Origin of the sequence: Manganibacter manganicus, assembly GCF_002075885.1 — a bacterium.
Classification (GTDB): domain Bacteria; phylum Pseudomonadota; class Alphaproteobacteria; order Rhizobiales; family Rhizobiaceae; genus Mesorhizobium; species Mesorhizobium manganicum.
In genome coordinates, this window is the sequence record NZ_MDET01000034.1 from 132733 (window position 1) to 154763 (window position 22031).

At 60.9% G+C, this 22031-nt stretch carries 18 protein-coding genes; 12 read left to right on the forward strand and 6 right to left on the reverse strand.

What is annotated here, in order from left to right; genetic code table 11:
• Positions 1 to 110 precede the first annotated feature (110 nt).
• The 9 genes from BFN67_RS17985 (at position 111) to BFN67_RS18025 (ending at position 11811) form a co-directional block, all read left to right on the forward strand.
• Positions 111 to 1886 (forward strand): N-acetylglutaminylglutamine amidotransferase, encoded by a 1776-nt coding sequence (locus tag BFN67_RS17985; RefSeq protein ID WP_080921005.1) that lies wholly within the window; start codon positions 111 to 113, stop codon positions 1884 to 1886.
• Between the two features lies 1 nt (position 1887).
• Positions 1888 to 3669 carry an N-acetylglutaminylglutamine synthetase gene (ngg, locus tag BFN67_RS17990; RefSeq protein ID WP_080920896.1) on the forward strand — a complete coding sequence of 594 codons (1782 nt, stop codon included), beginning with the start codon at positions 1888 to 1890 and terminating at the stop codon, positions 3667 to 3669.
• Between the two features lie 180 nt (positions 3670 to 3849).
• Positions 3850 to 4974 carry a transporter substrate-binding protein gene (locus tag BFN67_RS17995; RefSeq protein ID WP_080920897.1) on the forward strand — a complete coding sequence of 375 codons (1125 nt, stop codon included), beginning with the start codon at positions 3850 to 3852 and terminating at the stop codon, positions 4972 to 4974.
• The gene (locus BFN67_RS18000) at positions 4971 to 5576 is read left to right on the forward strand and encodes an ANTAR domain-containing response regulator (RefSeq protein WP_080920898.1); all 606 of its coding nucleotides are present in this window, start codon (positions 4971 to 4973) and stop codon (positions 5574 to 5576) included. Before BFN67_RS17995 ends, BFN67_RS18000 begins: the two co-directional genes overlap by 4 nt.
• Positions 5554 to 6459: an ABC transporter permease gene (locus BFN67_RS18005; protein WP_080920899.1), complete on the forward strand. Its 906-nt coding sequence runs from the start codon at positions 5554 to 5556 to the stop codon at positions 6457 to 6459. Before BFN67_RS18000 ends, BFN67_RS18005 begins: the two co-directional genes overlap by 23 nt.
• A gap of 13 nt (positions 6460 to 6472) precedes the next feature.
• Entirely contained in the window at positions 6473 to 7393 is a 921-nt protein-coding gene (locus BFN67_RS18010) for an ABC transporter permease (protein ID WP_080920900.1), read from the forward strand.
• 26 nt (positions 7394 to 7419) lie between these two features.
• Positions 7420 to 9063, forward strand: a complete 1644-nt coding sequence (locus BFN67_RS18015) for an ABC transporter substrate-binding protein (protein ID WP_080921006.1) — start codon at positions 7420 to 7422, stop codon at positions 9061 to 9063.
• On the forward strand, positions 9053 to 9997 hold the full coding sequence (locus BFN67_RS18020; RefSeq protein ID WP_080920901.1) for an acetamidase/formamidase family protein: 945 nt from the start codon (positions 9053 to 9055) through the stop codon (positions 9995 to 9997). Before BFN67_RS18015 ends, BFN67_RS18020 begins: the two co-directional genes overlap by 11 nt.
• Before the next feature lie 14 nt (positions 9998 to 10011).
• Positions 10012 to 11811, forward strand: a complete 1800-nt coding sequence (locus BFN67_RS18025) for an ABC transporter ATP-binding protein (RefSeq protein WP_139789240.1) — start codon at positions 10012 to 10014, stop codon at positions 11809 to 11811.
• A 52-nt stretch (positions 11812 to 11863) separates the two neighbouring features.
• Here BFN67_RS18025 and BFN67_RS18030 read toward each other — a convergent pair whose 3' ends face one another.
• Complete coding sequence (locus BFN67_RS18030) at positions 11864 to 12877, reverse strand: aldo/keto reductase (RefSeq protein WP_080920903.1); 1014 nt, start codon at positions 12875 to 12877, stop codon at positions 11864 to 11866.
• Positions 12878 to 12981: 104 nt separating this feature from the next.
• Positions 12982 to 13902, reverse strand: coding sequence for a LysR substrate-binding domain-containing protein (locus BFN67_RS18035; protein WP_080920904.1), 921 nt, complete (start codon positions 13900 to 13902; stop codon positions 12982 to 12984).
• 234 nt (positions 13903 to 14136) lie between these two features.
• Between BFN67_RS18035 and BFN67_RS18040 the strand changes: the two genes are divergently transcribed.
• Together BFN67_RS18040 and BFN67_RS18045 are read left to right on the forward strand one after the other, a co-directional pair.
• Entirely contained in the window at positions 14137 to 15636 is a 1500-nt protein-coding gene (locus BFN67_RS18040) for a catalase (protein ID WP_080920905.1), read from the forward strand.
• 265 nt (positions 15637 to 15901) lie between these two features.
• Positions 15902 to 16108 carry a DUF6494 family protein gene (locus BFN67_RS18045; RefSeq protein ID WP_080920906.1) on the forward strand — a complete coding sequence of 69 codons (207 nt, stop codon included), beginning with the start codon at positions 15902 to 15904 and terminating at the stop codon, positions 16106 to 16108.
• Between the two features lie 20 nt (positions 16109 to 16128).
• Here BFN67_RS18045 and cydB read toward each other — a convergent pair whose 3' ends face one another.
• From cydB to BFN67_RS18065, 4 genes are all read right to left on the reverse strand, one after another.
• Entirely contained in the window at positions 16129 to 17142 is a 1014-nt protein-coding gene (gene cydB / locus BFN67_RS18050; RefSeq protein WP_080920907.1) for a cytochrome d ubiquinol oxidase subunit II, read from the reverse strand.
• Positions 17142 to 18539, reverse strand: a complete 1398-nt coding sequence (locus BFN67_RS18055) for a cytochrome ubiquinol oxidase subunit I (protein ID WP_080920908.1) — start codon at positions 18537 to 18539, stop codon at positions 17142 to 17144. The genes cydB and BFN67_RS18055 overlap by 1 nt, the downstream gene beginning before the upstream one ends.
• 296 nt (positions 18540 to 18835) lie before the next feature.
• Positions 18836 to 19882, reverse strand: coding sequence for a DmpA family aminopeptidase (locus BFN67_RS18060; protein WP_080920909.1), 1047 nt, complete (start codon positions 19880 to 19882; stop codon positions 18836 to 18838).
• A 163-nt stretch (positions 19883 to 20045) separates the two neighbouring features.
• Positions 20046 to 20918 carry a D-amino-acid transaminase gene (locus BFN67_RS18065; protein WP_080920910.1) on the reverse strand — a complete coding sequence of 291 codons (873 nt, stop codon included), beginning with the start codon at positions 20916 to 20918 and terminating at the stop codon, positions 20046 to 20048.
• 171 nt (positions 20919 to 21089) lie between these two features.
• Here BFN67_RS18065 and BFN67_RS18070 point away from each other — a divergent pair, with 171 nt between their 5' ends.
• Positions 21090 to 22028, forward strand: coding sequence for a LysR family transcriptional regulator (locus tag BFN67_RS18070; RefSeq protein ID WP_080920911.1), 939 nt, complete (start codon positions 21090 to 21092; stop codon positions 22026 to 22028).
• Positions 22029 to 22031: the final 3 nt, after the last annotated feature.

A 22031-nucleotide genomic window follows, 5' to 3' on the forward strand; every position in this document is an offset into this window, starting at 1 on the left:
GGAATGAAGTCCCGCCGCTCCAGTTTGGTTCCCTAACCGCATTTGTGCGACGCCGGACGAAGCCGTCTGGTTGCAAAATGCTCTGAACAATGGAGGGTATGAACCTATTCATGTGTGGAATTTGCGGTGAAGTCAGGTTCGACGGCGGGACGCCGTCGATTCCGGCAATCTCGGCCATGGCCGATAGCCTTGCCCGGCGCGGACCGGATTCATCCGGCATCGTGGTCCGTGGCAATGTCGGTTTCGGCCATCGGCGATTGAGAATTCTCGACCTCTCCGAAAAATCGCAACAACCGATGATCGACCCCGATCTCGGCCTGTCGATCGTCTTCAATGGCTGTATTTATAATTTCCGGGAGTTGCGCGCCGAACTGCAGCAAAAGGGTTATCACTTCTTCTCCGATGGCGACACCGAGGTGATCCTGAAGGCGTGGCATGCCTGGGGCGAGAGTTGCGTCTCGCGGTTTCACGGGATGTTCGCCTTTGTCATCCATGAGCGTGACAGCGGCCGCGTGGCGCTGGCGCGCGATCGCTTCGGCATCAAGCCGCTCTATCTTTGCGAAGTGGATGGCGCGCTGCGCTTCGCTTCGTCGCTGCCGGCTTTGGTCAAGGCCGGAGGCGTTGACACGTCGATCGACCGCACCGCCTTGCACAATTACATGAGTTTTCATGCCGTCGTGCCGCCGCCCCGCACCATCTTTGCCGGCGTGCGCAAGCTGCCGCCGGCCACGGTCCGTGTTTATGAGGCGGATGGCCATTTCGCGGATCAACGCTATTGGGATCCGGCCTACCAGCGCAGTCCGGGCGACGGCGCCCGCAGCCGGGAGGAATGGCAGGAGGAGTTGCTCGCTGCCCTGCGCCTCGCCGTCAAGCGCCGGATGATCGCCGACGTTCCTGTCGGCGTGCTGCTTTCAGGCGGCGTCGATTCCAGCCTCATCGTGGGCTTGCTGGCCGAAGCCGGGCAAAGAGGGCTTATGAGCTTTTCCGTCGGCTTCGAAGAGGCGAATGGCGAGAAAGGTGACGAATTCGTCTATTCCGATCTGATCGCGGATCACTTCGGTACCGACCATCACAAGATATTCGTGCCTTCCGATCAATTGATGGACGCCTTGCCGGGCACTATCGCGGCGATGTCCGAGCCGATGGTGTCTTATGATAATGTCGGCTTTTACCTGCTGTCCAAGGAAGTTTCGAAGCATATCAAGGTGGTGCAATCCGGACAGGGGGCCGATGAGGTGTTCGGCGGCTATCACTGGTATCCGCCGCTGTCGGATTCCAACGACGTGGTGAAAGACTACAGCAAGGCATTTCGTGACCGCTCCCACGAGACCCTTGCCACGCAACTGGCGCCGCAATGGATGCCCGAACGCGACCATAGCGACGATCTTTTGCAAGAACAGCTTTTGCGCGACGGCGCGGATACGCCGGTGGACCGCGCTTTGCGGCTCGACAGCAATGTGATGCTGGTGGACGATCCGGTGAAGCGCGTCGATAACATGACCATGGCCTGGGGGCTGGAGGCCCGCGTTCCTTTCCTCGACCACGAGGTGGTGGAACTCGCTGCGCGCATGCCGCCGCAGGAAAAGCTTCGCGACGGCGGCAAGGGTATCCTGAAGGACGTTGCGCGTACGGTCGTGCCGAGCGCGGTGATCGACCGCAAGAAAGGTTACTTTCCGGTCCCGCAGCTCAAATATATCGCCGGTCCGTATCTCGACATGCTGCGCGATGCGCTTTCTTCACGCGCTGCGCGTGAGCGCGGCCTGTTCCGCAAGGACTATCTGGAGCGGCTGTTCGCAAATCCTTCTGAACACATCACCCCGTTGCGCGGCTCTGAACTGTGGCAGGCCGGCCTCCTGGAAATGTGGCTGCAGGCGCAGGAGGCTTGAGATGAAGAAGGACGAGGGTGCCGTTGCCGTGCATACAAGGCCACGGGGCACGAAGGCCGTCTCGCATCGGTTGAACCGTTTGCGCAACTCTTCCAACGATGCCGGCCGCAAGAAGGCGGGCGCGGCGACCCGGAACCGCAATGTCGTGCTCGATTGCGGCTGGGGAAGGTTGCTTTTCGCGCAGACATTCGAGAGCACCGACGCGCTGTTGGCAGAACTCCGCAAGGAGGCGCCGGCCAGCCGCGACATAGCCTTTTACGTGCGCGACCCGCATGTTCTGCTGTCTCTGGCGCCTCAGGAAATCTTCCTCGATCCCTCGCACACATTCAGGCTGGATCTTTCCACCTATCGAGGCGTCAATCGGCGCACGCGCGGCGTCACCATACGCCGTTTTGCCTCGGAGGCGGATGTCGAAGGCATCAATGCCGTCTATGGCGCGTGCGGCATGGTTCAGGTACGGCCGGATTTCTTCTCGGCCGAAAGGGACAACCGCGCGATAACCTATTTTATCGCGCAGGACGACGCCACCGGCCAGATCGTCGGCACCGTAACCGGGATAGACCACCAGCGCCTTTTCGACGATCCTGAACGCGGCGCCTCTCTCTGGTGCCTGGCGGTTCATCCTCAGGCACGCCAGCCGGGCATAGGTGAAAAGCTCGTGCGCAAACTGGCCGAGCATTTTCAGGCGCGCGGCCTGAGCTATATCGACCTGTCGGTGGTGCACGACAATGACAAGGCAATCAAGCTCTATGAAAAGCTGGGATTTCGCCGGGTGCCGCTCTTCGTGGTAAAGCGTAAAAACGCGATCAACGAGAAATTCTTTGCGCAGCCGGTCGAATTTTATGGGGAACTCAACCCTTATGCCAGGTTGATCGTCGACGAGGCGCTGCGGCGTGGTATTCATGTCGAAATCACCGATGCGGCCGGCGGCTTTTTCCGCCTGTCGCATGGGGGCCGGTCGATCCACTGCCGCGAGAGCCTGTCCGAACTCACCTCCAGCGTCGCCATGTCGATTTGCGACGACAAGGCAACGACACGTCGCTTCGTCTCGGATGCGGGGCTTCTCGTCGCCGAGCAGATGGAAGCCGATGCCGGCGAGGTGGAGATGAAAGCATTCCTCGCGCGCCACGGCAAATTGGTGGTCAAGCCGGCACGCGGCGAACAGGGGCGTGGCATTTCTGTCGGCATCGAGACGATGCAGGCTCTCAAAACGGCGATCAGGCAGGCGCGCACCGTGTGCGAGCGCGTGCTGCTGGAGGCGTATTTCGAGGGGCAGGACCTCAGGCTCGTGGTGATAGACCGCAAGCTGGCCGCCGCTGCGCTGCGGCTTCCGCCGCGTGTCGTCGGCGATGGCAAAAGCACGATACGAAAGCTGATCGAAGTGCAGTCGCGGCGCAGGGCGGTGGCGACCGGCGGCGAAAGTCGCATCCCGATGGATATCGAGACCAGGCGCTGCCTTGCCGAACAGGAATTGAACCTCGATACTATGCTGGAGGACGGCCGCGAGGTCGTGGTTCGCAAAGCCGCCAATCTGCACACCGGCGGCACCATACATGACGTTACCGCCAGGGTGCATCCGAAACTGGTAAAGGCTGCCTGCCGCGCCGCTGAAGCGATCGATATCCCCGTTGTCGGGATCGACTTCATGGTGCGCAGCCCCGAGATGGAAGACTACGTGTTCATCGAGGCCAATGAGCGCCCCGGACTCGCCAATCACGAACCGCAGCCGACCGCCGAGCACTTTATCGATCTGTTGTTTCCGGGAACTTCGCCGGCAAGATGACGTCTCCGAGTGGCGGGACGGCCGGGTCAGGCAGATTTTCACTCGGCCGGTCTTGACTGATTTGGCCGTCGCGCTACGCTACAGATGAAAATACCGGCCAAGTTCGCCGGGTGGCATGAATGCCTCGCACGCTACACCCTATGGTGACGGCGGCGGGGCATTGTCGTTTTTGGGGCAGCAATGAAACGGCGCGTGGAGATCGGCGTCCTTTACTCGCATTCCGGCAATTACCGGCTGATCTCCGATGCCTGCCGCACCGGTGTGATGAAGGCCATCGCCGCCGTAAATGCCGATCCTCGCCTGCCGGTCGAGTTCACGCCCGTGGAATACGATCCGCAAGCCAATATCGACCGCTATGCGGCGGGCTGCGCCGAGATACTGGAGAAATCGTCGGCGCGCCATGTGATCGGCTGTGTCACTTCGTGGAGCCGCAAGGAGGTTATTCCCACGCTTGAAAGAAGCAACGGCACGCTCTGGTATGCTTGCCCCTACGAAGGCTTCGAGGCCAACGATCATGTCGTTTACATGCATGCATGCCCCAATCAACAGCTCGTTCCGTTGCTGGGCTATGTGGTGCCGCGCTTTGGTGCTGACGGCTTCCTCCTGGGCTCCAACTATATCTGGGGCTGGGAGACGAATCGAGTAGCGCGCGATCTGATAGCCGATGCCGGTGGCCGGGTGCGGGGCGAACGCTACTTGCCGCTGGGTGAAGCCGGAGTTTCGCGGCTTGTCGCCGAGATCGAGGCGGCGAGGCCGAATTTCATTCTCAACAATCTGATCGGCACGTCGTCCTACGCCTTCTTTGAAGCCTACGCGGAACTCGGTCGGCGCGATCCGCATTTCACGCCTGAAACCTGCCCGATCCTCTCGTGCAACCTCACGGAATGCGAGTTGCCGGCGATTGCCGGTTTCGCAGACGGGCATCTCTCCGTCGGTCCCTATTTCCATGACGCCGAAGCGCATGGCTGGGATGCCGCCGTCAGCGCCAACATGCCCGGCTCATCTTTCGAGGCGTCAGCCTCGGCCTGCGTGCATGCGCTTGCCCAGGTGCTTGCCGTCAATCCCGACGCCGGCTGGGCCGATCTGCCGGCTGTCTTCGCCAGCGGTGCTTTCAAAGGCCCGTTCGGCGATGTTCGCATCGATCAGCAAACACAGCATGCGACGCTTCCCGTTGAAATCGGGCGCATAGAAGGCACGTCCTTCCGGACGATCAGCCTGACGAACGGCGTCGCGCCCGACCCTTATCTTTCACGCTACGACCGCAGAACAGTGTTTCCCCGTCCAGGCCTGCGAGTGGTGTCATGAGTCGCGGCGCGCGTATTCCCAACCTCGGTGGCGCTCGCGCCTTCGTGCTGCACCGGCCGCATGCGACCGTGCAGGCGATCAGCCGCCAGCTTGCTGCCATTGGCCTTGAAGCAAACGATTGCTGGCCGGAACTGCCGCCGGATGTGCTTGCCGGCGACTTCGTCTTCTTCGATGTCGATATGGGTTTCGACGACCAATTCCCGTGGAGGCCGGGCGAGGCGCCCATGCCGCTGATCGCCCTGATCGGCTCAGAAGCGCCGGGCCGCATCGAATGGCTGCTTTCGCACAAGGCCGACGCTCAACTGGTCAAGCCCATCGGCAATTCGGGCATCTACAGCGCGCTTCTTATTGCGCGTCAGGCTTTCGAGGCGCGCAAAAGCCTCGCGGCGGAGGTTGCCGCGCTGGAGGCAAGGATAGGCGAAAGACAGACGATCGTGCGCGCCGTCCTGGCATTGCGGGGCAACGGCGCGGACGAGGAGGGCGCCTATCGGCAATTGCGATCGTTGGCGATGGGCTGGCAGGTCAGCATGGAGGAAGCCGCACGGCGGGTGATGGCACATAAATCGGAAGGGCTTGGGGATGAGCGGCCGCAGCGCGCCTGACATTGTGGCCGGCCGGCGGCCAGTGAAGTCACGTCCCGGCGTGCTTGGGCGACTGGTCAAGCGTCCGCTGGCACTGCTCGGGCTGTTCGTCATTGTCGTCGTTGTCGTCAGCGCCGGGCTGGCACCGTGGCTGACCGCCTATGGTCCTGACGAGCAACTCTTCGACGGGTTGACCCTGCAAGGCGCGCCCCTGCCGCCCAATGGCCAGTTCTGGCTGGGCACCGACCTGCTCGGCCGCGATCTTTTGACCCGAATCCTTTATGGCGCCCGCACTTCGCTGGTGATCGGCGTGGTTGCCAACGGCGTCGCTCTGTTGATCGGCACGCTGATCGGTGTGATCGCCGGCTATTATCGCGGCTGGATCGGCAGCCTGTTGATGCGCTTCACCGATCTGATGATGGCTTTTCCGGCACTGCTTCTGGCCATCTGCCTTGCCGCTATATTCGAGCCCAGCCTGTGGATCGTCGCCATGGTCATCGCCATGGTGAACTGGGTGCAGACAGCGCGCGTCATCTACACCCAGACCAGTTCACTGACGGAACGCGAGTTCATCGACGCCGAGCGGACTCTCGGTGCCAGCAACGCCCGCATCCTGCTGCGTCATATCCTGCCGCATCTGCTGCCGACCATCATCGTGTGGGGCACGCTCGGCATTTCCACCACGGTGCTTCTGGAAGCGACGCTGTCCTATCTCGGCGTTGGCGTGCAGCCACCCACGCCGTCCTGGGGCAACATTATTTTTGAGAACCAGACCTATTTCCAGGCCGCGCCATGGCTCGTCTTCTTCCCAGGCGCCGCGATCCTGGCGCTGGCGCTGGCCTTCAACCTGGTGGGAGACGCGCTACGCGACATTCTCGACCCGACGCAAAGGGGCAGGTCGTGACGGGAGGCCGCACATGATCGCCTATCTCGGCCGCCGCCTCGTTCAATCGGCGATGATCCTGCTCGGCGTTTCGCTGATCACCTTCGCGCTGCTTTATCTTCTGCCAGCCGATCCGGTGCGCCAGATCGCCGGGCGCAGCGCAACGCCGGCAACGGTGGAAAACATCCGTCACCAACTCGGTCTCGATCAGCCCTTCATCATTCAGTATTGGCGTTACCTCACCCATCTGGTCCAGGGCGATCTCGGCCGCTCCTACATCCAGCGCTCGCAGGTAACGGAGCTCATCCTTTCGCGTCTGCCGGCCACTCTGCTGCTCATGCTGGGCTCGATCGTATGCGAACTGATAATCGGATTGACGATGGGGATCGTCGCCGCGGTGCGGCGCGGGTCGGCAACCGATCAGTCGCTGATGGTCGCCTCTTTCGTTGGCGTCTCGGCCCCACAATTCGTGGTCGGGCTGCTCCTGCTCTACATCTTCGCGGTGCGTCTGAGCTGGTTTCCCATCGGTGGTTATGGCAGCTTCTCGCACCTTGTCCTGCCTTCGCTTACTGTCGCTGTGATGAGCGCCGGCTGGTATGCGCGCATGATGCGCTCGTCGATGATCGACGTGTTGCGGCAGGATTATATCCGCACGGCCCGCGCCAAGGGCCTCGCCCGCGCCACGGTGCTTGTCCGCCATGCCTTGCCCAACGCCATATTGCCGATCATCGCGATGATCGGCATCGACATCGGCATATTGATGGGCGGCATCGTGGTCGTGGAAAGCGTATTCGGCTGGCCGGGCATCGGCCAACTCGTCTGGCAGGCCATTCAGCGCGTGGACATTCCCATCATCATGGGCGTCACGCTGGTTTCGGCCTTCGCCATCGTGCTCGGAAATCTGCTGGCGGACATTGTCGCGCCGTTCATCGATCCACGCATCAAGCTCAGATGAAAAATAAAACGGAGAAAGGGAACACTATGAAACGGTTCTTGACGACAACGGTGGCCGCATCGGCGCTGGCCCTGATGATGGGCCTCGGCGCCGCCTACGCCGCGGCGAGCCCGGATCCCAACGCCAAACAGGGCGGCGATATCATCATAACCTACAAGGATGACGTTGCCACGCTCGATCCGGCGATCGGCTATGACTGGCAGAACTGGTCGATGATCAAGAGCCTGTTCGACGGCCTGATGGATTATGAGCCCGGCACAACCAAGCTTACGCCGGACCTGGCCGAGAGTTATGAAATCTCTGCCGACGGCAAGACCTTCACCTTCAAGCTCCGTCATGGCGTGAAATTTCACAATGGCCGGGAGATGACGGCCGACGACGTCAAATATTCGCTGGACCGCGTCACCAATCCCAAGACGCAGAGCCCAGGCGCCGGCTTCTTCTCCACCATCAAGGGTTATGACGACGTCGCCGCCGGCAAGGCCGACAGCCTGACCGGCGTGACCGTCGTCGATCCCTATACGGTCAAGATCGAGTTGACGCGCCCAGACGCCACGTTCCTGCATGTGATGGCGATCAATTTCTCCTTCGTCGTGCCGAAAGAAGCGATCGAGAAATACGGCGCCGATTTCGGCAAGCACCCGGTTGGCACGGGCGCCTTCAAGATGGCCGAGTGGACGCTCGGCCAGCGCCTCGTCTTCGAGCGCAACCCGGACTACTGGCACAAGGGCCTGCCCTATCTCGACAAGATCACCTTCGAGTTCGGCCAGGAGCCGATCGTGGCGTTGCTGCGGCTGCAGAAGGGCGAGATCGACATTCCCGGCGACGGCATTCCGCCGGCCAAGTTCCAGGAAGTGATGTCCGACCCGGCGCAGAAAGCCCGTGTGGTCGAAGGCGGGCAATTGCAGACCGGCTACATTTCTATGAACGTGACCATGCCGCCCTTCGACCAGCTCAAGGTGCGCCAGGCGGTCAACATGGCCATCAACAAGAAACGCATCGTGCAGATGATCAACAATCGCGCGATCCCCGCCAATCAGCCGTTGCCACCCTCGATGCCGGGCTATGACAAGGATTTCGAAGGCTATCCGCACGACCCCGCCAAGGCCAAGGAGTTGCTTGCCGAAGCCGGCTTCCCCGATGGCTTCTCGACCGAGCTTTATGCCATGAATACCGATCCCAACCCGCGCATCGCGCAGGCGATCCAGCAGGATTTGTCGGAGATCGGCATCAAGGCTTCGATCCAGGCGCTGGCGCAGGCCAATGTGATCGCCGCCGGCGGGCAGAAGGACGGCGCGCCGATGATCTGGTCGGGCGGCATGGCCTGGATCGCCGACTTCCCCGACCCCTCCAACTTCTATGGCCCTATCCTCGGCTGTGCCGGCGCGGTTCCGGGCGGCTGGAACTGGTCGTGGTATTGCAACAAGGCTCTCGATGCCGAAGCCGACAAGGCCGATGCCATTGTCGATCCCGCCAAGTCGGAGGAGCGCTACAAGATCTGGAGCGACATCTACAACAAGGTGATGGCCGACGCGCCATGGGCGCCGGTGTTCAACGAGCAGCGCTTCACGCTCAAATCCGCCCGCATGGGCGGCGCCGACGACCTTTATGTCGATCCGGTTCACATTCCGATCAACTATGACCATGTGTATGTAAAAGATGTGCAGTAACTGCGACTATACCATCCACGGACGCCACCATCATTTCGGCTGGGACAATTCGCTTGCCCCGGCCGAGAAGGTCGCACCCGGCTCGACCATCCACTTCGAGTGCTTGGATTCGTCCGGCGGGCAACTGACGCCCGAAAGCACGGTGGCCGACATCGCCGCCCTCGATTTCGGCAAGATCAACCCCGTTACCGGACCGATTTATGTCGACGGAGCGGAGCCGGGCGACGCGCTCAAGGTGACGATCGAGCAGTTCAAGCCGTCCGGCTTCGGCTGGACGGCGAACATCCCCGGTTTCGGCCTGCTTGCCGACGACTTCAAGGAGCCGGCGCTGACGATCTGGAAATACGATCCGTCGTCGCTGGAACCGGCGCTGTTCGGCAGACAAGGCCGCGTGCCGCTGAAGCCGTTCGCCGGCACCATCGGCAACGCGCCGGCGGAAAAGGGGTTGCATTCGGTCGTGCCGCCCCGGCGCGTCGGCGGCAACCTCGATATCCGCGATCTTGCAGCCGGCACCACGCTCTATCTGCCGGTTGAAGTGGCGGGCGCGCTGTTCTCGGTAGGTGACACCCATGCCGCGCAGGGCGACGGTGAGGTTTGCGGCACGGCCATCGAAAGTCCGATGAATGTGGTGCTGACGCTCGATCTGGTGAAGCAGGCCAACCTGAAGATGCCGCGTTTCACAACGCCGGGGCCGGTCACCCGCCACCTCGACGCCAAGGGCTATGAAGTGACCACCGGCGTCGGGCCGGACCTGATGAGCGGCGCCAAGGAAGCCGTCGCCCAGATGGTCGACCTGCTTTCGGCGCGTTACGCCATGGATCCGGTTGACGCCTATATGCTGGTTTCGGTCTGCGGCGATCTACGCATCAGCGAGATCGTGGACCAGCCGAACTGGGTGGTGTCGTTCTATTTCCCGCGCTGCGTGTTCGAATGAATGTGAGTGCAGGCATGGATGTAAAGGCGAACCCGGACGTGGCGGCTTCCGCTGCGGCCGGACCCATACTTGCCGTTTCCAATCTCGCTGTTTCCGTGCGTACGGACGACGGCGAACGCGAGGTCGTGTCCGGTCTTTCCTTCGAGTTGGAGCGGGGCGAAACGCTGTGCATCGCGGGGGAGTCCGGCTCCGGCAAGTCGATGACGTCGCTTTCGATCATGCGGCTTCTGCCGAGGCCAGGCGCACGCATTTCCGCCGGTGCGGTTCACTTTGGCGGCAAGGACCTTGCCACGCTTGATGAGCGCTCGATGCAGGCGATCCGCGGCAACCGTATCGCCATGATCTTCCAGGAGCCGATGACCTCGCTCAACCCGGTCCTGTCCATTGGCCGGCAACTGATCGAGGCCATCGAGACCCATACCGACCTTTCCCGTCGCGACGCGCGCCAGCGTGCCGTCGAGGCGTTGAAAGCCGTGCGCATTCCCGAAGCCGAGGCCCGGCTCAAGCAATATCCGCACGAGCTTTCCGGCGGCCAACGCCAGCGCGTCATGATTGCCATGGCGATTGCTTTGGCGCCCGATATTCTCATTGCCGACGAGCCGACAACGGCGCTGGACGTGACCGTGCAGGGCGAGGTGCTGGAACTGCTGCGCGATCTTCAGCGCGAGCATGGCACCAGTATCATTCTGATCACCCACGACATGGGCGTTGTCGCCGAAATGGCCGACCGCGTGATCGTGATGCGCAATGGCCGCATGGTTGAAGAGGGCACGGTTGAAGAAATCTTCCATGCCCCGGCGCAGCGTTATACGCGTGAACTTCTGGCTGCGGTGCCGAAGATGGGCGATGGCAGCGCGCGTGGCGATGTTGAGCCGGTCGGGAGTATATCGGCAATTGCGGCGGTGAACGATCTGCACGTTCGCTTCGATATTACAGGCGGCTTTCTTGGCCGCGTCACGCACCGGGTTCATGCCGTTGAGGGCGTGAGCTTTAATATACCGGCCAGTAAAACGCTGGCGCTGGTAGGTGAATCGGGTTGCGGCAAGTCCACCACCGCCAAGGCGATCGCCGGCCTGGTGCCCTTTACCGGTTCGATTGCCGTCAACGGCCGTGATCTCGCCGGGCTCTCCGGCGATGCCCGCAAGGCGGTGCGCCGCGACGTTCAGATGATCTTCCAGGACCCCTATGCGTCGCTCGATCCGCGCATGCGCGTTGGCGATCTGGTTGCCGAGCCCATGCTGATCCATGGCATCGGCTCGAAGGCCGAGCGCGGCGAGCGCGTCGCCGCGCTGTTCGAGCGTGTCGGGCTGGAGCCCGGCCAGATGGAGCTTTACCCGCACGAATTTTCCGGCGGCCAGCGCCAGCGCATCTGCATCGCGCGTGCCTTGGCGCTGCGGCCGAAGCTCATCATCGCCGACGAAAGCGTTTCGGCACTCGATGTTTCGGTGCAGGCAAAGGTGCTGGATTTGCTGAAGGAATTGCAGGAGGAATTCGGCATCGCCTATCTGTTCATCTCGCATGACATGGCGGTCGTCGAGAACATTTCCGACCGCGTCGCGGTAATGTATCTCGGCCAGATCGTCGAGACGGGCACGCGTGACCAGATTTTTGGCGATCCCCGTCATCTTTACACGCGGCGGCTGATCGAGGCCGTTCCAGTGCCCGATCCGGCGCGGCGGCGTGGAAATTTCACCCGACTGGTGCACGAGATTCCGAGCGTTACCCGCCGGGTCGGCGACGAGCCGCAAAAGCTGCGGTTGGAAGATGTCGGCGACGGCCATCTGGTAGCGGCAGGCACCGGCATGGTTGGATGAGAAGTTCGCGGCCGCAAACTGGCCTCATCCGAAATGGCTCGTCCACCGCGCGTCAGATTGCTTCAAGAGCCTCCCACAGTTCGGCTGGAATCTCGTGCTCGAACCACGCCACATTCGTTGCGACCTGTTCAGGGGACTTGGCGCCGACCAGCACCGAAGCCACCGCTAGGTTGCGCAATGGGAATTGCATCGCAGCCGCGCCCAGCGGAACACCGAACCGGCCGCAGATTTCAGCGAGTCTCTCCACCTTGGCGACAATGTCGTCCGGCGCATCCATATAATTGAACTTGCGTAGACTGTTGCTCCCGGAGGCAAGAATTCCGGAATTGAACACGCCACCGGCGACGATCGCCACGCCTTGCGCTCGCGCCTTGTCGAGCAACGGCCGTGCCGAATGATCGAGCAGTGTGTAGCGGCCAGCCAGCAGGCAGCAATCCAGATCGGCTTCGCCCATTGCGTCTTCAATGGCTTCGGCCTCGTTGACGCCGAGCCCAAACCCCCCGATCAGCCCGGCGGCCCGCAATTCGCCCAAGGCCTTGAAACCGCCGCTCGTCAACGCATTCCAGTGATGCTCATGCCGGTCAGCATGGGTGACGCGGCCGATATCATGGACATACAGCAGGTCGATCTCAGGCAGGCCCAGCCGTTGCTGGCTGTCATCGAAGCTGCGCATGATGCCATCGTAAGAGTAATCGAACACCTCGCGGAAATTCAGGCCATTATGCCAGCCGGGATCGAGAGGGTTCTTCGGTGCTTCCTGCGGCAGGTCGCGTCCGGGGCGCTGCCTGGCCATCAGCCGCCCGACCTTGGTGCTGAGGACAGGTCGGGGCGCCTGCGGCAATTCCTCGCGAACAAATTGCCCAAGAAGATGCTCGGCGCGACCGAGGCCATACATAGGAGCGGCATCGAAGTAACGGATGCCCGCCTTCCAGGCTGTTTCCAATGCGCCCATGGCTTCGGCGGTGCTTGTCGGCTGATAAAGACCGCCGAAAGAGGCGGTGCCAAGACCGAGTGCCGTGAGTTCCAGGCCGCTTCTTGTGACAGAGCGGCGTTCGGCGATTTTCATGAAAGCCTCCGACAATTGAATTCACGCGAGGCCATGTGTTGCACGCCAAAGCCCGAACCTGTCAACGCTGCCGCCGGCATGTCGTGTGCGGCTGTGTCTTCACCCTATTCCACGCGTTTCGCCGGCTGTTTCCGCAACCGCTCGGTGACGGCGACGATGATTTCTCCCAGTTTGATATAATCATGCTTGCGCGGAGAACTCTTGCGCCACGCCAGTCCGATAACTCGCTTGGGTTCCGGATCCTCGAACCTCATTACATGAATGTTCGTTCGCTTGGTTTCGAATTCCACGCTGATTTCCGGAATTAACGTCACCCCAAAACCATTCGTTACCATTTCCAGAAGGGTAGACAGGCTGGACACGCCGAATGTCGCGATATTTTCGATTTGCTGAAGCCCGCAAAACATCAACGCCTGGTCCCGGAAGCAGTGGCCTTCTTCCAGCAGCAGCAGTTTGTCGCTCTCGATCATATCGGGCGTGGCCCGCACATGATTTGATATCCGTTTTGATTGCGCCATCGCCAGCAAGAAGCGGTCGTCGAAAAGTCGCAGCGTTTCAATCGCCGGTGTCTCGACGGGCAGCGCAAGCAAAAGAAGATCGAGGCTCCCGTCAAGGAGTTCGCGCAGGAGGAATTGGGTCTGGGTTTCCCGAAGGCGCAGAGCGAGATCGGGGCAAGCGTCGCGGATCGCAGGCAACAGGCTGGGCAGAATATAGGGAGCAATCGAGGGAATAACCCCCAGTCCCAAGGGACCGGCCAGCGATTTGTCATCCTGTCGCGCGACATCGACAATGTCGCGCGCGTCGGAAAGAATGCGTGCGGCGCGTAGCGCGACGCTCCGGCCGCTGTTCGTCAGCATGACAGGTCCTCGGCCTCGTTCAAAAAGCTGAACTTGCAGATATTTCTCCAACTCCTGAATTTGCATCGAGAGTGCCGGTTGGGTAATGGCGCATTGCTCCGCGGCCTTGCCGAAATGTCGGCAACGCGCCAGGGCATCGAAATATTTGAGTTGCTTCAGCGAAAGCATTGGCAATCAGTTTTCCTTATCATATTCAGAGATTAATATAATTTGACCTTATCGTCTAGATTCCTTACTCTGAGACAGGGCTGCCTGGCAGCCGACAATTCAACCTTCGCATGAATGTGGAATGCCAAGTGGTCCGTGTTTTTATCGGCCTGATTTTCCTGAGCACGCCACGGAGTCCATGACTGCGAGGATCGATTGAGACGCGCTGGAAATGACACCGAAAGGAGTGACGATATGACTGACCAAGACAAGAATAAGGGTACTGGTTCCACCACGGGTAGCGGCGCGCCGGCGCCAAGCGACCGGAACTCGCTGACCATCGGTGCGAACGGCCCGATCCTGCTGCACGACGTCCATTTCCTGGAGCAGATGGCGCATTTCAACCGCGAGAAGGTTCCCGAGCGCCAGCCGCACGCCAAGGGTGCCGGCGCGTTTGGTACATTTGAGACCACCGAAGACGTCTCGGCCTACACCAAGGCTGCGCTGTTTCAGAAAGGCGCATCGACGGACATGCTTGCGCGCTTCTCGACGGTGGCCGGCGAGATGGGCAGCCCCGACACCTGGCGCGACGTTCGCGGTTTCTCGCTCAAATTCTATACCGACGAGGGCAATTACGACCTCGTTGGCAACAACACCCCTGTCTTCTTCGTGCGCGATCCGATGAAGTTTCCGCATTTCATCCGCAGCCAGAAGCGCCTCCCCGATTCCGGCCTGCGCGACAACCACATGCAGTGGGATTTCTGGACCAGCAATCCTGAGACGGCACATCAGGTCACTTACGTGATGGGCGTGCGCGGCCTGCCCCGCACATGGCGCCATATGAACGGCTATGGCTCCCACACCTATATGTGGATCAACGCCAAGGGCGAGAAGTTCTGGGTGAAATATCATTTCCACACCGCCCAGGGTATGGAGTTTTTCAGCAATGCTGAGGCGGCGGACGTCGCAGGCAGCGATGCCGACTTCCACCGCCGCGACCTGTTCGAGGCGATCGCGCGCGGCGAGCATCCGCGCTGGACGCTGTCGGTCCAGGTCATGCCCTATGCCGACGCGAAGGATTATCGGTTCAACCCGTTCGACCTGACCAAGGTGTGGCCGCATGCCGACTACCCGCTGATCAAGGTCGGCACCATGACGCTCAACCGCAATCCGGAGAACTTCTTCGCCCAGATCGAGCAGGCGGCGTTCTCGCCGGGCAACACCGTACCCGGTATCGGCCTGTCACCCGACAAGATGCTGCTCGGCCGCGCCTTTGCCTACAACGACGCGCAGCGCAACCGTATCGGCACAAATTTCCACCAGTTGCCGGTGAACCAGCCGAAGGTTCCGGTCCATACCTATATGTTCGATGGCCAGATGGCGTACCATCATAGCGGCAACGCGCCCGTGCATGCGCCCAATAGCGGTGGGCGCGACTGGGCCGACAATACCGGCCCGGTAGCTGACGGCTGGGAGGCCGATGGCGATATGACACGCAGCGCCTATACGCTGCATGCCGAGGACGACGATTTCGGCCAACCGGGCAAACTGGTGCGCGACGTGCTCAACGACGACCAGCGCGCCAGCCTCGTGGATCAAGTCGCCGGCAGCCTTCTGGGCGGCGTGCGCGAACCGGTCTTGAGCCGTGCCTTCGACTACTGGAAAAGCATCGACGCCGAAGTTGGCCGCCGCATCGAAGAGAAGGTGCGCAAGGGGCGCGCTGCCGAACCTGTGGAAGGCATGGGCGAAGGTTGATTGCTGACGGATTAAAGCGCCGCGATCTTTCAGATTCGCTCCACGCGTTTTAGTTCTTTGATCTTACGCATGTCTCCCGAAAACCGATGCCTACTTTCGGGAGGCATGCTTTGATGCCAGCCGTCGGCCATGGCGGTATGGGCATTGCGTCGCAATTTGCTCTATGTTCGGCAGATGCGTTAAATTCGCTCGCGGAAACGCGATCGAAAACCGGAAGCAACGTCGACGCGGCGGTTGAACCGCCCGAAACATCGGAGTTCGTCGTATGACCAAGAATATGGATGCCGATCCGTTCAACGTCTCGATGCGCAAATTCCTGAAACAGGTTGGTGTGACATCGCAGCAATCAATCGAGAAAGCAGTTGAGGAGGCAGGATTGAGAGGCAAGGGCCGGCTGACCGTCAAGGCTGTGATCACGGCGGAAGGCACATCTCTCAATCATGTGGTGGAAGGTGAAATCGACCTCGGCTGAACCAGAAGGCGGTGCCGTTATCAGTGATAGCCGACATCGGAACGCACCTTGCCGCGGAAGACCCAATACGACCAGCCCGTGTACATAAGGATGACTGGCAGCAGGAACAGGGTACCAACCGCCAGGAAGGCCTGTGTGCTCGGCGCCGATGCCGCGTCCCATAATGTGTAGCGGTAAGGCACGATCATGGGCCACAGGCTGATGGCGATGCCGAGATAGGAGATCAGGAAAAGAAGAATGGCGAGTATGAAGGGCGCCGCTTCCGAGCGGTTGTTAAGTGCACGCCATTCCAACCAGCCAAGGGCTGCCGTCACCAGCGGCACCGGCGCGAGCAGGAGCGTGTTAGGCCAACCGAACCAGCGCTGGGCAATTTCTCCATGTTCGATCGGTGTCCAGATGCTGACGATGCAAATCGCGGCGAAAACACCAATGAAGCAAACGCGCCCATAACGGCGGACGCGCATCTGCAATTCACCCTCAGTCTTGATGATCAGCCAGCCGGCGCCGAGCAGTCCATATCCGAATACGAGCGCGATACCTGTAAGGATAGAAAAGGCGCTGATAAAATCCCACGAAGAGCCGTTAAAATGTCGGCCGTCAACCTCGAAGCCGTGGATGAAGGTGCCGAGCACCATCCCCTGTGCGAAAGTGGCGATACCGGACCCCCAGGAGAAACCATGGTCCCAAAATGTCGTGTGTTCGGCATCGCGGAAACGGAATTCAAAGGCCACACCCCGGAAAACCAACGCCAGCAGCATGATGAGGATCGGAAAATAGACGGCCGGGATGATGATTGCGAACGCAAGTGGAAAGGCAGCCAATAGCGCCAGCCCGCCAAGCACCAGCCAGGTCTCGTTACCGTCCCAGACCGGAGCGATGGAGTTCATCATCGTGTTGCGGCTTTCGGTGTCCGGTGCAAAGCCGAACAGAATGCCGACGCCAAGATCGAATCCGTCGAGTACGACATAGAAGCAAACGCCGACGCCGAGGATCACGGTCCATAACGGAACGAAATCGATAGGAAACGCGGCCATCAGCGGTTGCCCTCCGGGTCGTGGGGTAGCGCGCGTACCGGCTGGTCGGGTCGGCCGGCCTCGATCCGCTCATGCTCGGGCAGCGTGCTGTGCGGCCCATTGCGCACGAAATGGGCCATGATCATCAGACCGGCCGGGAACATTATGAGATAGGCAACCATGTAGCCGATGAGTGAGATCAGCACATCGCTGCCGGTAAGAGAAGGAGACACCGAATCGGCGGTACGCAGAAGGCCATAGACCGTCCAAGGTTGGCGGCCCACTTCGGTCGTCGTCCAACCCGCCAGAATCGCCACGAAACCGATCGGTGCCGACCACTGACATACGCGCAGGAACCATGGCGTGGTGAACAGTTTGCCCCGGTAGCGCAGCCACCAACTCATCGCCACCACCGCCAGCATGATCAAACCAAGGCCGACCATGATGCGGAATGCAAAGAAGGGAATCGCGACCGGCGGCCGGTCCGCGCGGGGAAAATCCTTGAGCCCGCGAATGGTGCCGTTTGCATCATGAGCGAGGATCAGACTGCCCAATACCGGCACATCCAGGACATAATGATTGGTTTCGTTCTTTTCGTCGGGGATGGCGAACAGATTTAGGGGCACGCGGCTGCCGGTGTCCCAATGCGCCTCGATCGCCGCCAGCTTCGCCGGCTGATAATGCAGCGTATTGAGTCCATGTAGATCGCCCAGGAATATCTGCAGAGGCACCAATACCGTCAAAAGCCACAACGACATCGATACCATCAATCGGCCTTCCTCCTGGAAGCGCCCCCGTCTCAAGAGCCAGGCGCCAACACCGACCACGACGAAGGCGGTCGTGACATAAAAACCGACCACCGTGTGGCCGAGCCTGTAGGGGAAAGACGGATTGAAGACGATCGCCATCCAATCCTTCGGATAAAAGCGGCCGTCAACCAGTTCATAGCCGACCGGTGTCTGCATCCAGCTATTGGCCGAAAGAATCCAGAACGAGGACAGCAACGTCCCAAAGGCGACCATCAGCGCGGCAACGAAATGCGCCCAGGCTGGAACGAGTTTGCGCCCGAACAACAGCACGCCGAGAAAGGCTGCTTCCAGAAAAAATGCCGTCAACCCCTCATAGGCAAACAGTGGCGCCAGCACATTAGCCGTGCTGTCGGAAAAACGGCTCCAGTTGGTGCCGAATTGAAACGGCATGACGATGCCTGAGACGACGCCCATGCCGAAGGACACAGAAAACAGCTTGATCCAGAAATTCGAGATCCGCAGATAGATGTCGCGGCCAGTAAAGAAACGCATGCCTTCCAGCACAGCGATATAGGAGGCGCAACCCACAGTGAACGCGGGGAGCAAGATATGCCACGCGATAACCCAGACGAACTGTAGCCTTGATAACAAAAGCGGATCGAGGCTCATACGCTCCTATCCCCGTGAGTCGGCATCCGAGCCAAGTCAGCTTATTGGACAACTAGCGCGCGTGCAAATCGAGGCAAGTCGATTACCGGGTCTTCACGACGGTCCGATTGACAGACCGGCAGGGCAGCTTGGATGATTGGAGAGTTCAGGAAAGGATGAACCGGAGCGCGCGCTGGATTTCGAAGGAATCGGAGGTCGAGAATGCAACCGCACGCGGGCCGTGAAGTCGCGCGCACCCTCGCAGGCGGCCACGACTTCCGCCGTCATCAAGGCGCGGAACTCGCGATGATCGGCGCTCAGAAAGATCTTCGTGGCAGGGGGTTCTCCTTCAGCCAGTCGGCGAGCGAGGGAAAATGCCGGCCGGAGCGTCCGACAGCAGGGGCGGCGGCGCAAAGTGCATTCAGCACCGCCTCCTGTGTCGCCTCGGCGGCGGCGCGAAACGGAATGTCGATCCGGCCTTCGGCCAGGTGCCGTATCGGCTGAAACGGCGTCGGCGGTTCATGCTCGACCATGTCGGCGGTCGTGAAGCACAGGGCGATATCGCCGCTGCCATTGCCCCAGAAGGCGCCGAGCCGCGCCAAGCCGGCCCCGGCGCGCCGCGCCACGCGCCGCAATTGCCGGTCGCCCAAAGGCAGGTCCGTTGCCAGGATGACGATGACCGAGCCCTTTTCGGCCTGCTCCATGCCGCGTGGATCGGGCCGGCGTCCGTCCGGCAGGACAAGATCGCCGGCGTTGCCGAAATTGGCTAGAACCAGCGCGCCGAGCAGATGCTCGTGCCCGCCGATCTGCATGGTCCTTGACGCGGTGCCGATCCCGGCCTTGAAGCCGAACGCGGTCATGCCCGTTCCCGCCCCGATTGCCCCCTGCGCCAGCGGTCCGCCATGGGCATCGCCCAACGCGGCAAGCGCATGCTCGGCGCGCACATGCAGGGCCTGAATGTCGTTGATCTCGCCGTCATTGCACTCGAACACCAGCGGATTGACCGTCGAGGTTCTGCGCCCGATTTCCGGGTTATCGGTAATCGCGCGGTGGATGAGAACGTTCGCGCAATTTCCCACGCCAAAGGTGTTGGTCAACAGGATCGGCGTTTCCACGGTTCCAAGCTCGGCAACCTGCATCAGGCCGACAGACTTGCCGAAGCCATTGATGATTTCGACGCCGGCGCGAACCTTGCGCCGAAACAGGTTTCCCGAATGTGGGAGAATGGCGGTGACACCGGTAGCCGCGCCGCCATCACGGACGGTGTGGTGCCCGACTGTCACGCCGGCGATGTCGGTGATGGCATTGAGCGGCCCGGTCGGCAGACGCCCGATACACAAGCCGAAATCTCGGGCCGATGTCATTTCCAAACCCTTTCTCAGTGGACCATATCCAGCGCGGCTTTTTCCTACCTGAAGAAAACAGATTCTGACGGCAACTTCACTGGGTACGGTGCCACTGCCGGTTCAGTATTTCCAGACGGGGCCATTGCCCAAGGCTGCAGTGCTTGCCAAGGCCAAGGCCGCGCTACGCTCGGCAGGTCGAAGCCGGCCTAGGGCCGCGCGCGGCTTCGAGATAGTAAGCTTGCAATTGCCGGGTCATCGGCCCCGGCTTGCCATCGGCAATCGTCACATCTCCGATCCTGATAACCGGAGTGACAAAGGATGACGCACTGGTGAGAAAGGCCTCGGCGGCGCCTTGAGCCTCGGCCGGCGAAAAGGGACGCTCCTCCAGGCGCAAGCCATGGCTGTCGCACAGCCGAAGCACTGCCTTGCGCGTGCAGCCGGGCAAGGCGACGTGCGAATTCGGTCGCGTCACCACGCGCCCGTCAGCGGTTACGATGAAGGCAGTCGAGGACGAGCCTTCGGTCACCAGACCGTCTTCCACCATCCAGACATCGCCAAATCCATTGGCGCGCGCCTGATGCTTGAGAAGGACCTGGCCCAGGAGCATCGCCGTCTTGATATCACGCCTTTGCCAACGCAAATCCGCCGCCAAGTCGACCGCGATGCCATTTTTCTGGGAGGGCGTATCGGCAAGTTTCCTTGCCTGCGTAAAGGCAACGAGGTTTGCCGAAAGCCCTTCAGGATACAGAAAATCCCGATCCGCCTCGCCGCGTGACACCTGCATATAGACGGTGCCCTCCGCGAGATTGTTTTGTACGATCAGTTCGGCCTGTATGCGTTCGATCTCGGCGCGCGGTACCGGCAGCGGGATCGCGAGAGCCGCAAGCGAACGCTCGAACCGGTCGAGATGTGCATCATTGTCGATCATCTGCCCACCGAGAACGGCGGTGACCTCATAGACGGCATCGCCAAAGAGGAAGCCTCGGTCAAAGATGCTGAGATGCGCATCGCCTTCGGGCACGAACGCGCCTTTGCAGTAAACAACTCTCCCCACGGCGCCGCGCCCCTCTCACCATATCGACTGAACAGGCGTGCACACTGCAACGCGGCGGACCGCAGCGGCCAATTCATTTTCAACACAAAGATATTCCGTTCTTGCATAATGATTTGGGATCAGTGCATTAAGAGGAAAATGTCACCACAACCGGTCATCGGAAGCTGTTGAATGGAACTGAAATGGCTCGAGGATTTCGTTGCGATTGCCGAGACGTTCAGTTTCTCGCGCGCCGCCGAGATCCGGCATGTCACGCAACCGGCATTGAGCAGGCGGATCCGGCAACTCGAAACCTGGCTCGAAGCGGTGCTGATCAGCCGCGCGACGATCCCTGCCGAACTGACTCCGGCGGGCGAGAATTTCCTGCCGGTGGCGCGGGAGGTGATCCGAACCTTTTACGCATCGAGGGAGATGCTACGTCCGGTGGCCGAACACGGCATGATCCGCCTTGCCGCGCTGCATACGCTGACGGTCACCTTTTTCCCGGCCTGGCTGCAGGCGCTGGCGACGGCAATACCGGGTCTGAGAACGTCGCTCATCCCCGACCGCGGCGGCATCGAGGCGAACCTGACGGCGCTGACCGATGGCGAAGCTGACTTCTTCCTGACCTATGCGCATAGCGATGTTCCTTTTCATCTCAACCGCGAGCGTTTCGATTTCCTGACGATCGGCCATGACCGGGTGATCCCGGTAAGCGCCCCCGAACTTCAGGTCCAGGGTAAGTGGGTCGCCGGGTCGGGCCTGCTTGAACGGGCGGTCGAAGAGCGGCTGACGGTTCCCTATCTGAGCTATGGCCTCAGTTCGTTCTTCGGCGTGGCACTGCAACGGCTTTTTGCCGCACGGCCGGCTTTCCGGCGCCTGACGGTGCATGAAAACACCATCAGCGCTGGCTTGAAGACATTGGCCGTGACCGGCGCTGGCCTGTGCTGGTTGCCTGAAAGCCTCGTCGAGCACGAACTTCGCGCCGGCGTCCTGGTGTTGGCGGCCGAGGCGGACCATTGGACGCTCGACCTTGAAATCCGACTGTACCGGGCGGTGGAAAACCGCAGCCCGACCACGGACATCTTCTGGGAGAACGCGAGGGCCATGGTCGCCGACGCCATCACATAGCGA

What these genes read in the sequence shown, in the direction of transcription:
- BFN67_RS17985 (WP_080921005.1), top strand. Translation starts at nt 111, where the DNA reads ATGTGTGGAATTTGCGGTGAAGTCAGGTTCGACGGCGGGACGCCGTCG.
- ngg (WP_080920896.1), top strand. Translation starts at nt 1,888, where the DNA reads ATGAAGAAGGACGAGGGTGCCGTTGCCGTGCATACAAGGCCACGGGGC.
- BFN67_RS17995 (WP_080920897.1), top strand. Translation starts at nt 3,850, where the DNA reads ATGAAACGGCGCGTGGAGATCGGCGTCCTTTACTCGCATTCCGGCAAT.
- BFN67_RS18000 (WP_080920898.1), top strand. Translation starts at nt 4,971, where the DNA reads ATGAGTCGCGGCGCGCGTATTCCCAACCTCGGTGGCGCTCGCGCCTTC.
- BFN67_RS18005 (WP_080920899.1), top strand. Translation starts at nt 5,554, where the DNA reads ATGAGCGGCCGCAGCGCGCCTGACATTGTGGCCGGCCGGCGGCCAGTG.
- BFN67_RS18010 (WP_080920900.1), top strand. Translation starts at nt 6,473, where the DNA reads ATGATCGCCTATCTCGGCCGCCGCCTCGTTCAATCGGCGATGATCCTG.
- BFN67_RS18015 (WP_080921006.1), top strand. Translation starts at nt 7,420, where the DNA reads ATGAAACGGTTCTTGACGACAACGGTGGCCGCATCGGCGCTGGCCCTG.
- BFN67_RS18020 (WP_080920901.1), top strand. Translation starts at nt 9,053, where the DNA reads ATGTGCAGTAACTGCGACTATACCATCCACGGACGCCACCATCATTTC.
- BFN67_RS18025 (WP_139789240.1), top strand. Translation starts at nt 10,012, where the DNA reads ATGGATGTAAAGGCGAACCCGGACGTGGCGGCTTCCGCTGCGGCCGGA.
- BFN67_RS18030 (WP_080920903.1), bottom strand. Translation starts at nt 12,877, where the DNA reads ATGAAAATCGCCGAACGCCGCTCTGTCACAAGAAGCGGCCTGGAACTC.
- BFN67_RS18035 (WP_080920904.1), bottom strand. Translation starts at nt 13,902, where the DNA reads ATGCTTTCGCTGAAGCAACTCAAATATTTCGATGCCCTGGCGCGTTGC.
- BFN67_RS18040 (WP_080920905.1), top strand. Translation starts at nt 14,137, where the DNA reads ATGACTGACCAAGACAAGAATAAGGGTACTGGTTCCACCACGGGTAGC.
- BFN67_RS18045 (WP_080920906.1), top strand. Translation starts at nt 15,902, where the DNA reads ATGACCAAGAATATGGATGCCGATCCGTTCAACGTCTCGATGCGCAAA.
- cydB (WP_080920907.1), bottom strand. Translation starts at nt 17,142, where the DNA reads ATGGCCGCGTTTCCTATCGATTTCGTTCCGTTATGGACCGTGATCCTC.
- BFN67_RS18055 (WP_080920908.1), bottom strand. Translation starts at nt 18,539, where the DNA reads ATGAGCCTCGATCCGCTTTTGTTATCAAGGCTACAGTTCGTCTGGGTT.
- BFN67_RS18060 (WP_080920909.1), bottom strand. Translation starts at nt 19,882, where the DNA reads ATGACATCGGCCCGAGATTTCGGCTTGTGTATCGGGCGTCTGCCGACC.
- BFN67_RS18070 (WP_080920911.1), top strand. Translation starts at nt 21,090, where the DNA reads ATGGAACTGAAATGGCTCGAGGATTTCGTTGCGATTGCCGAGACGTTC.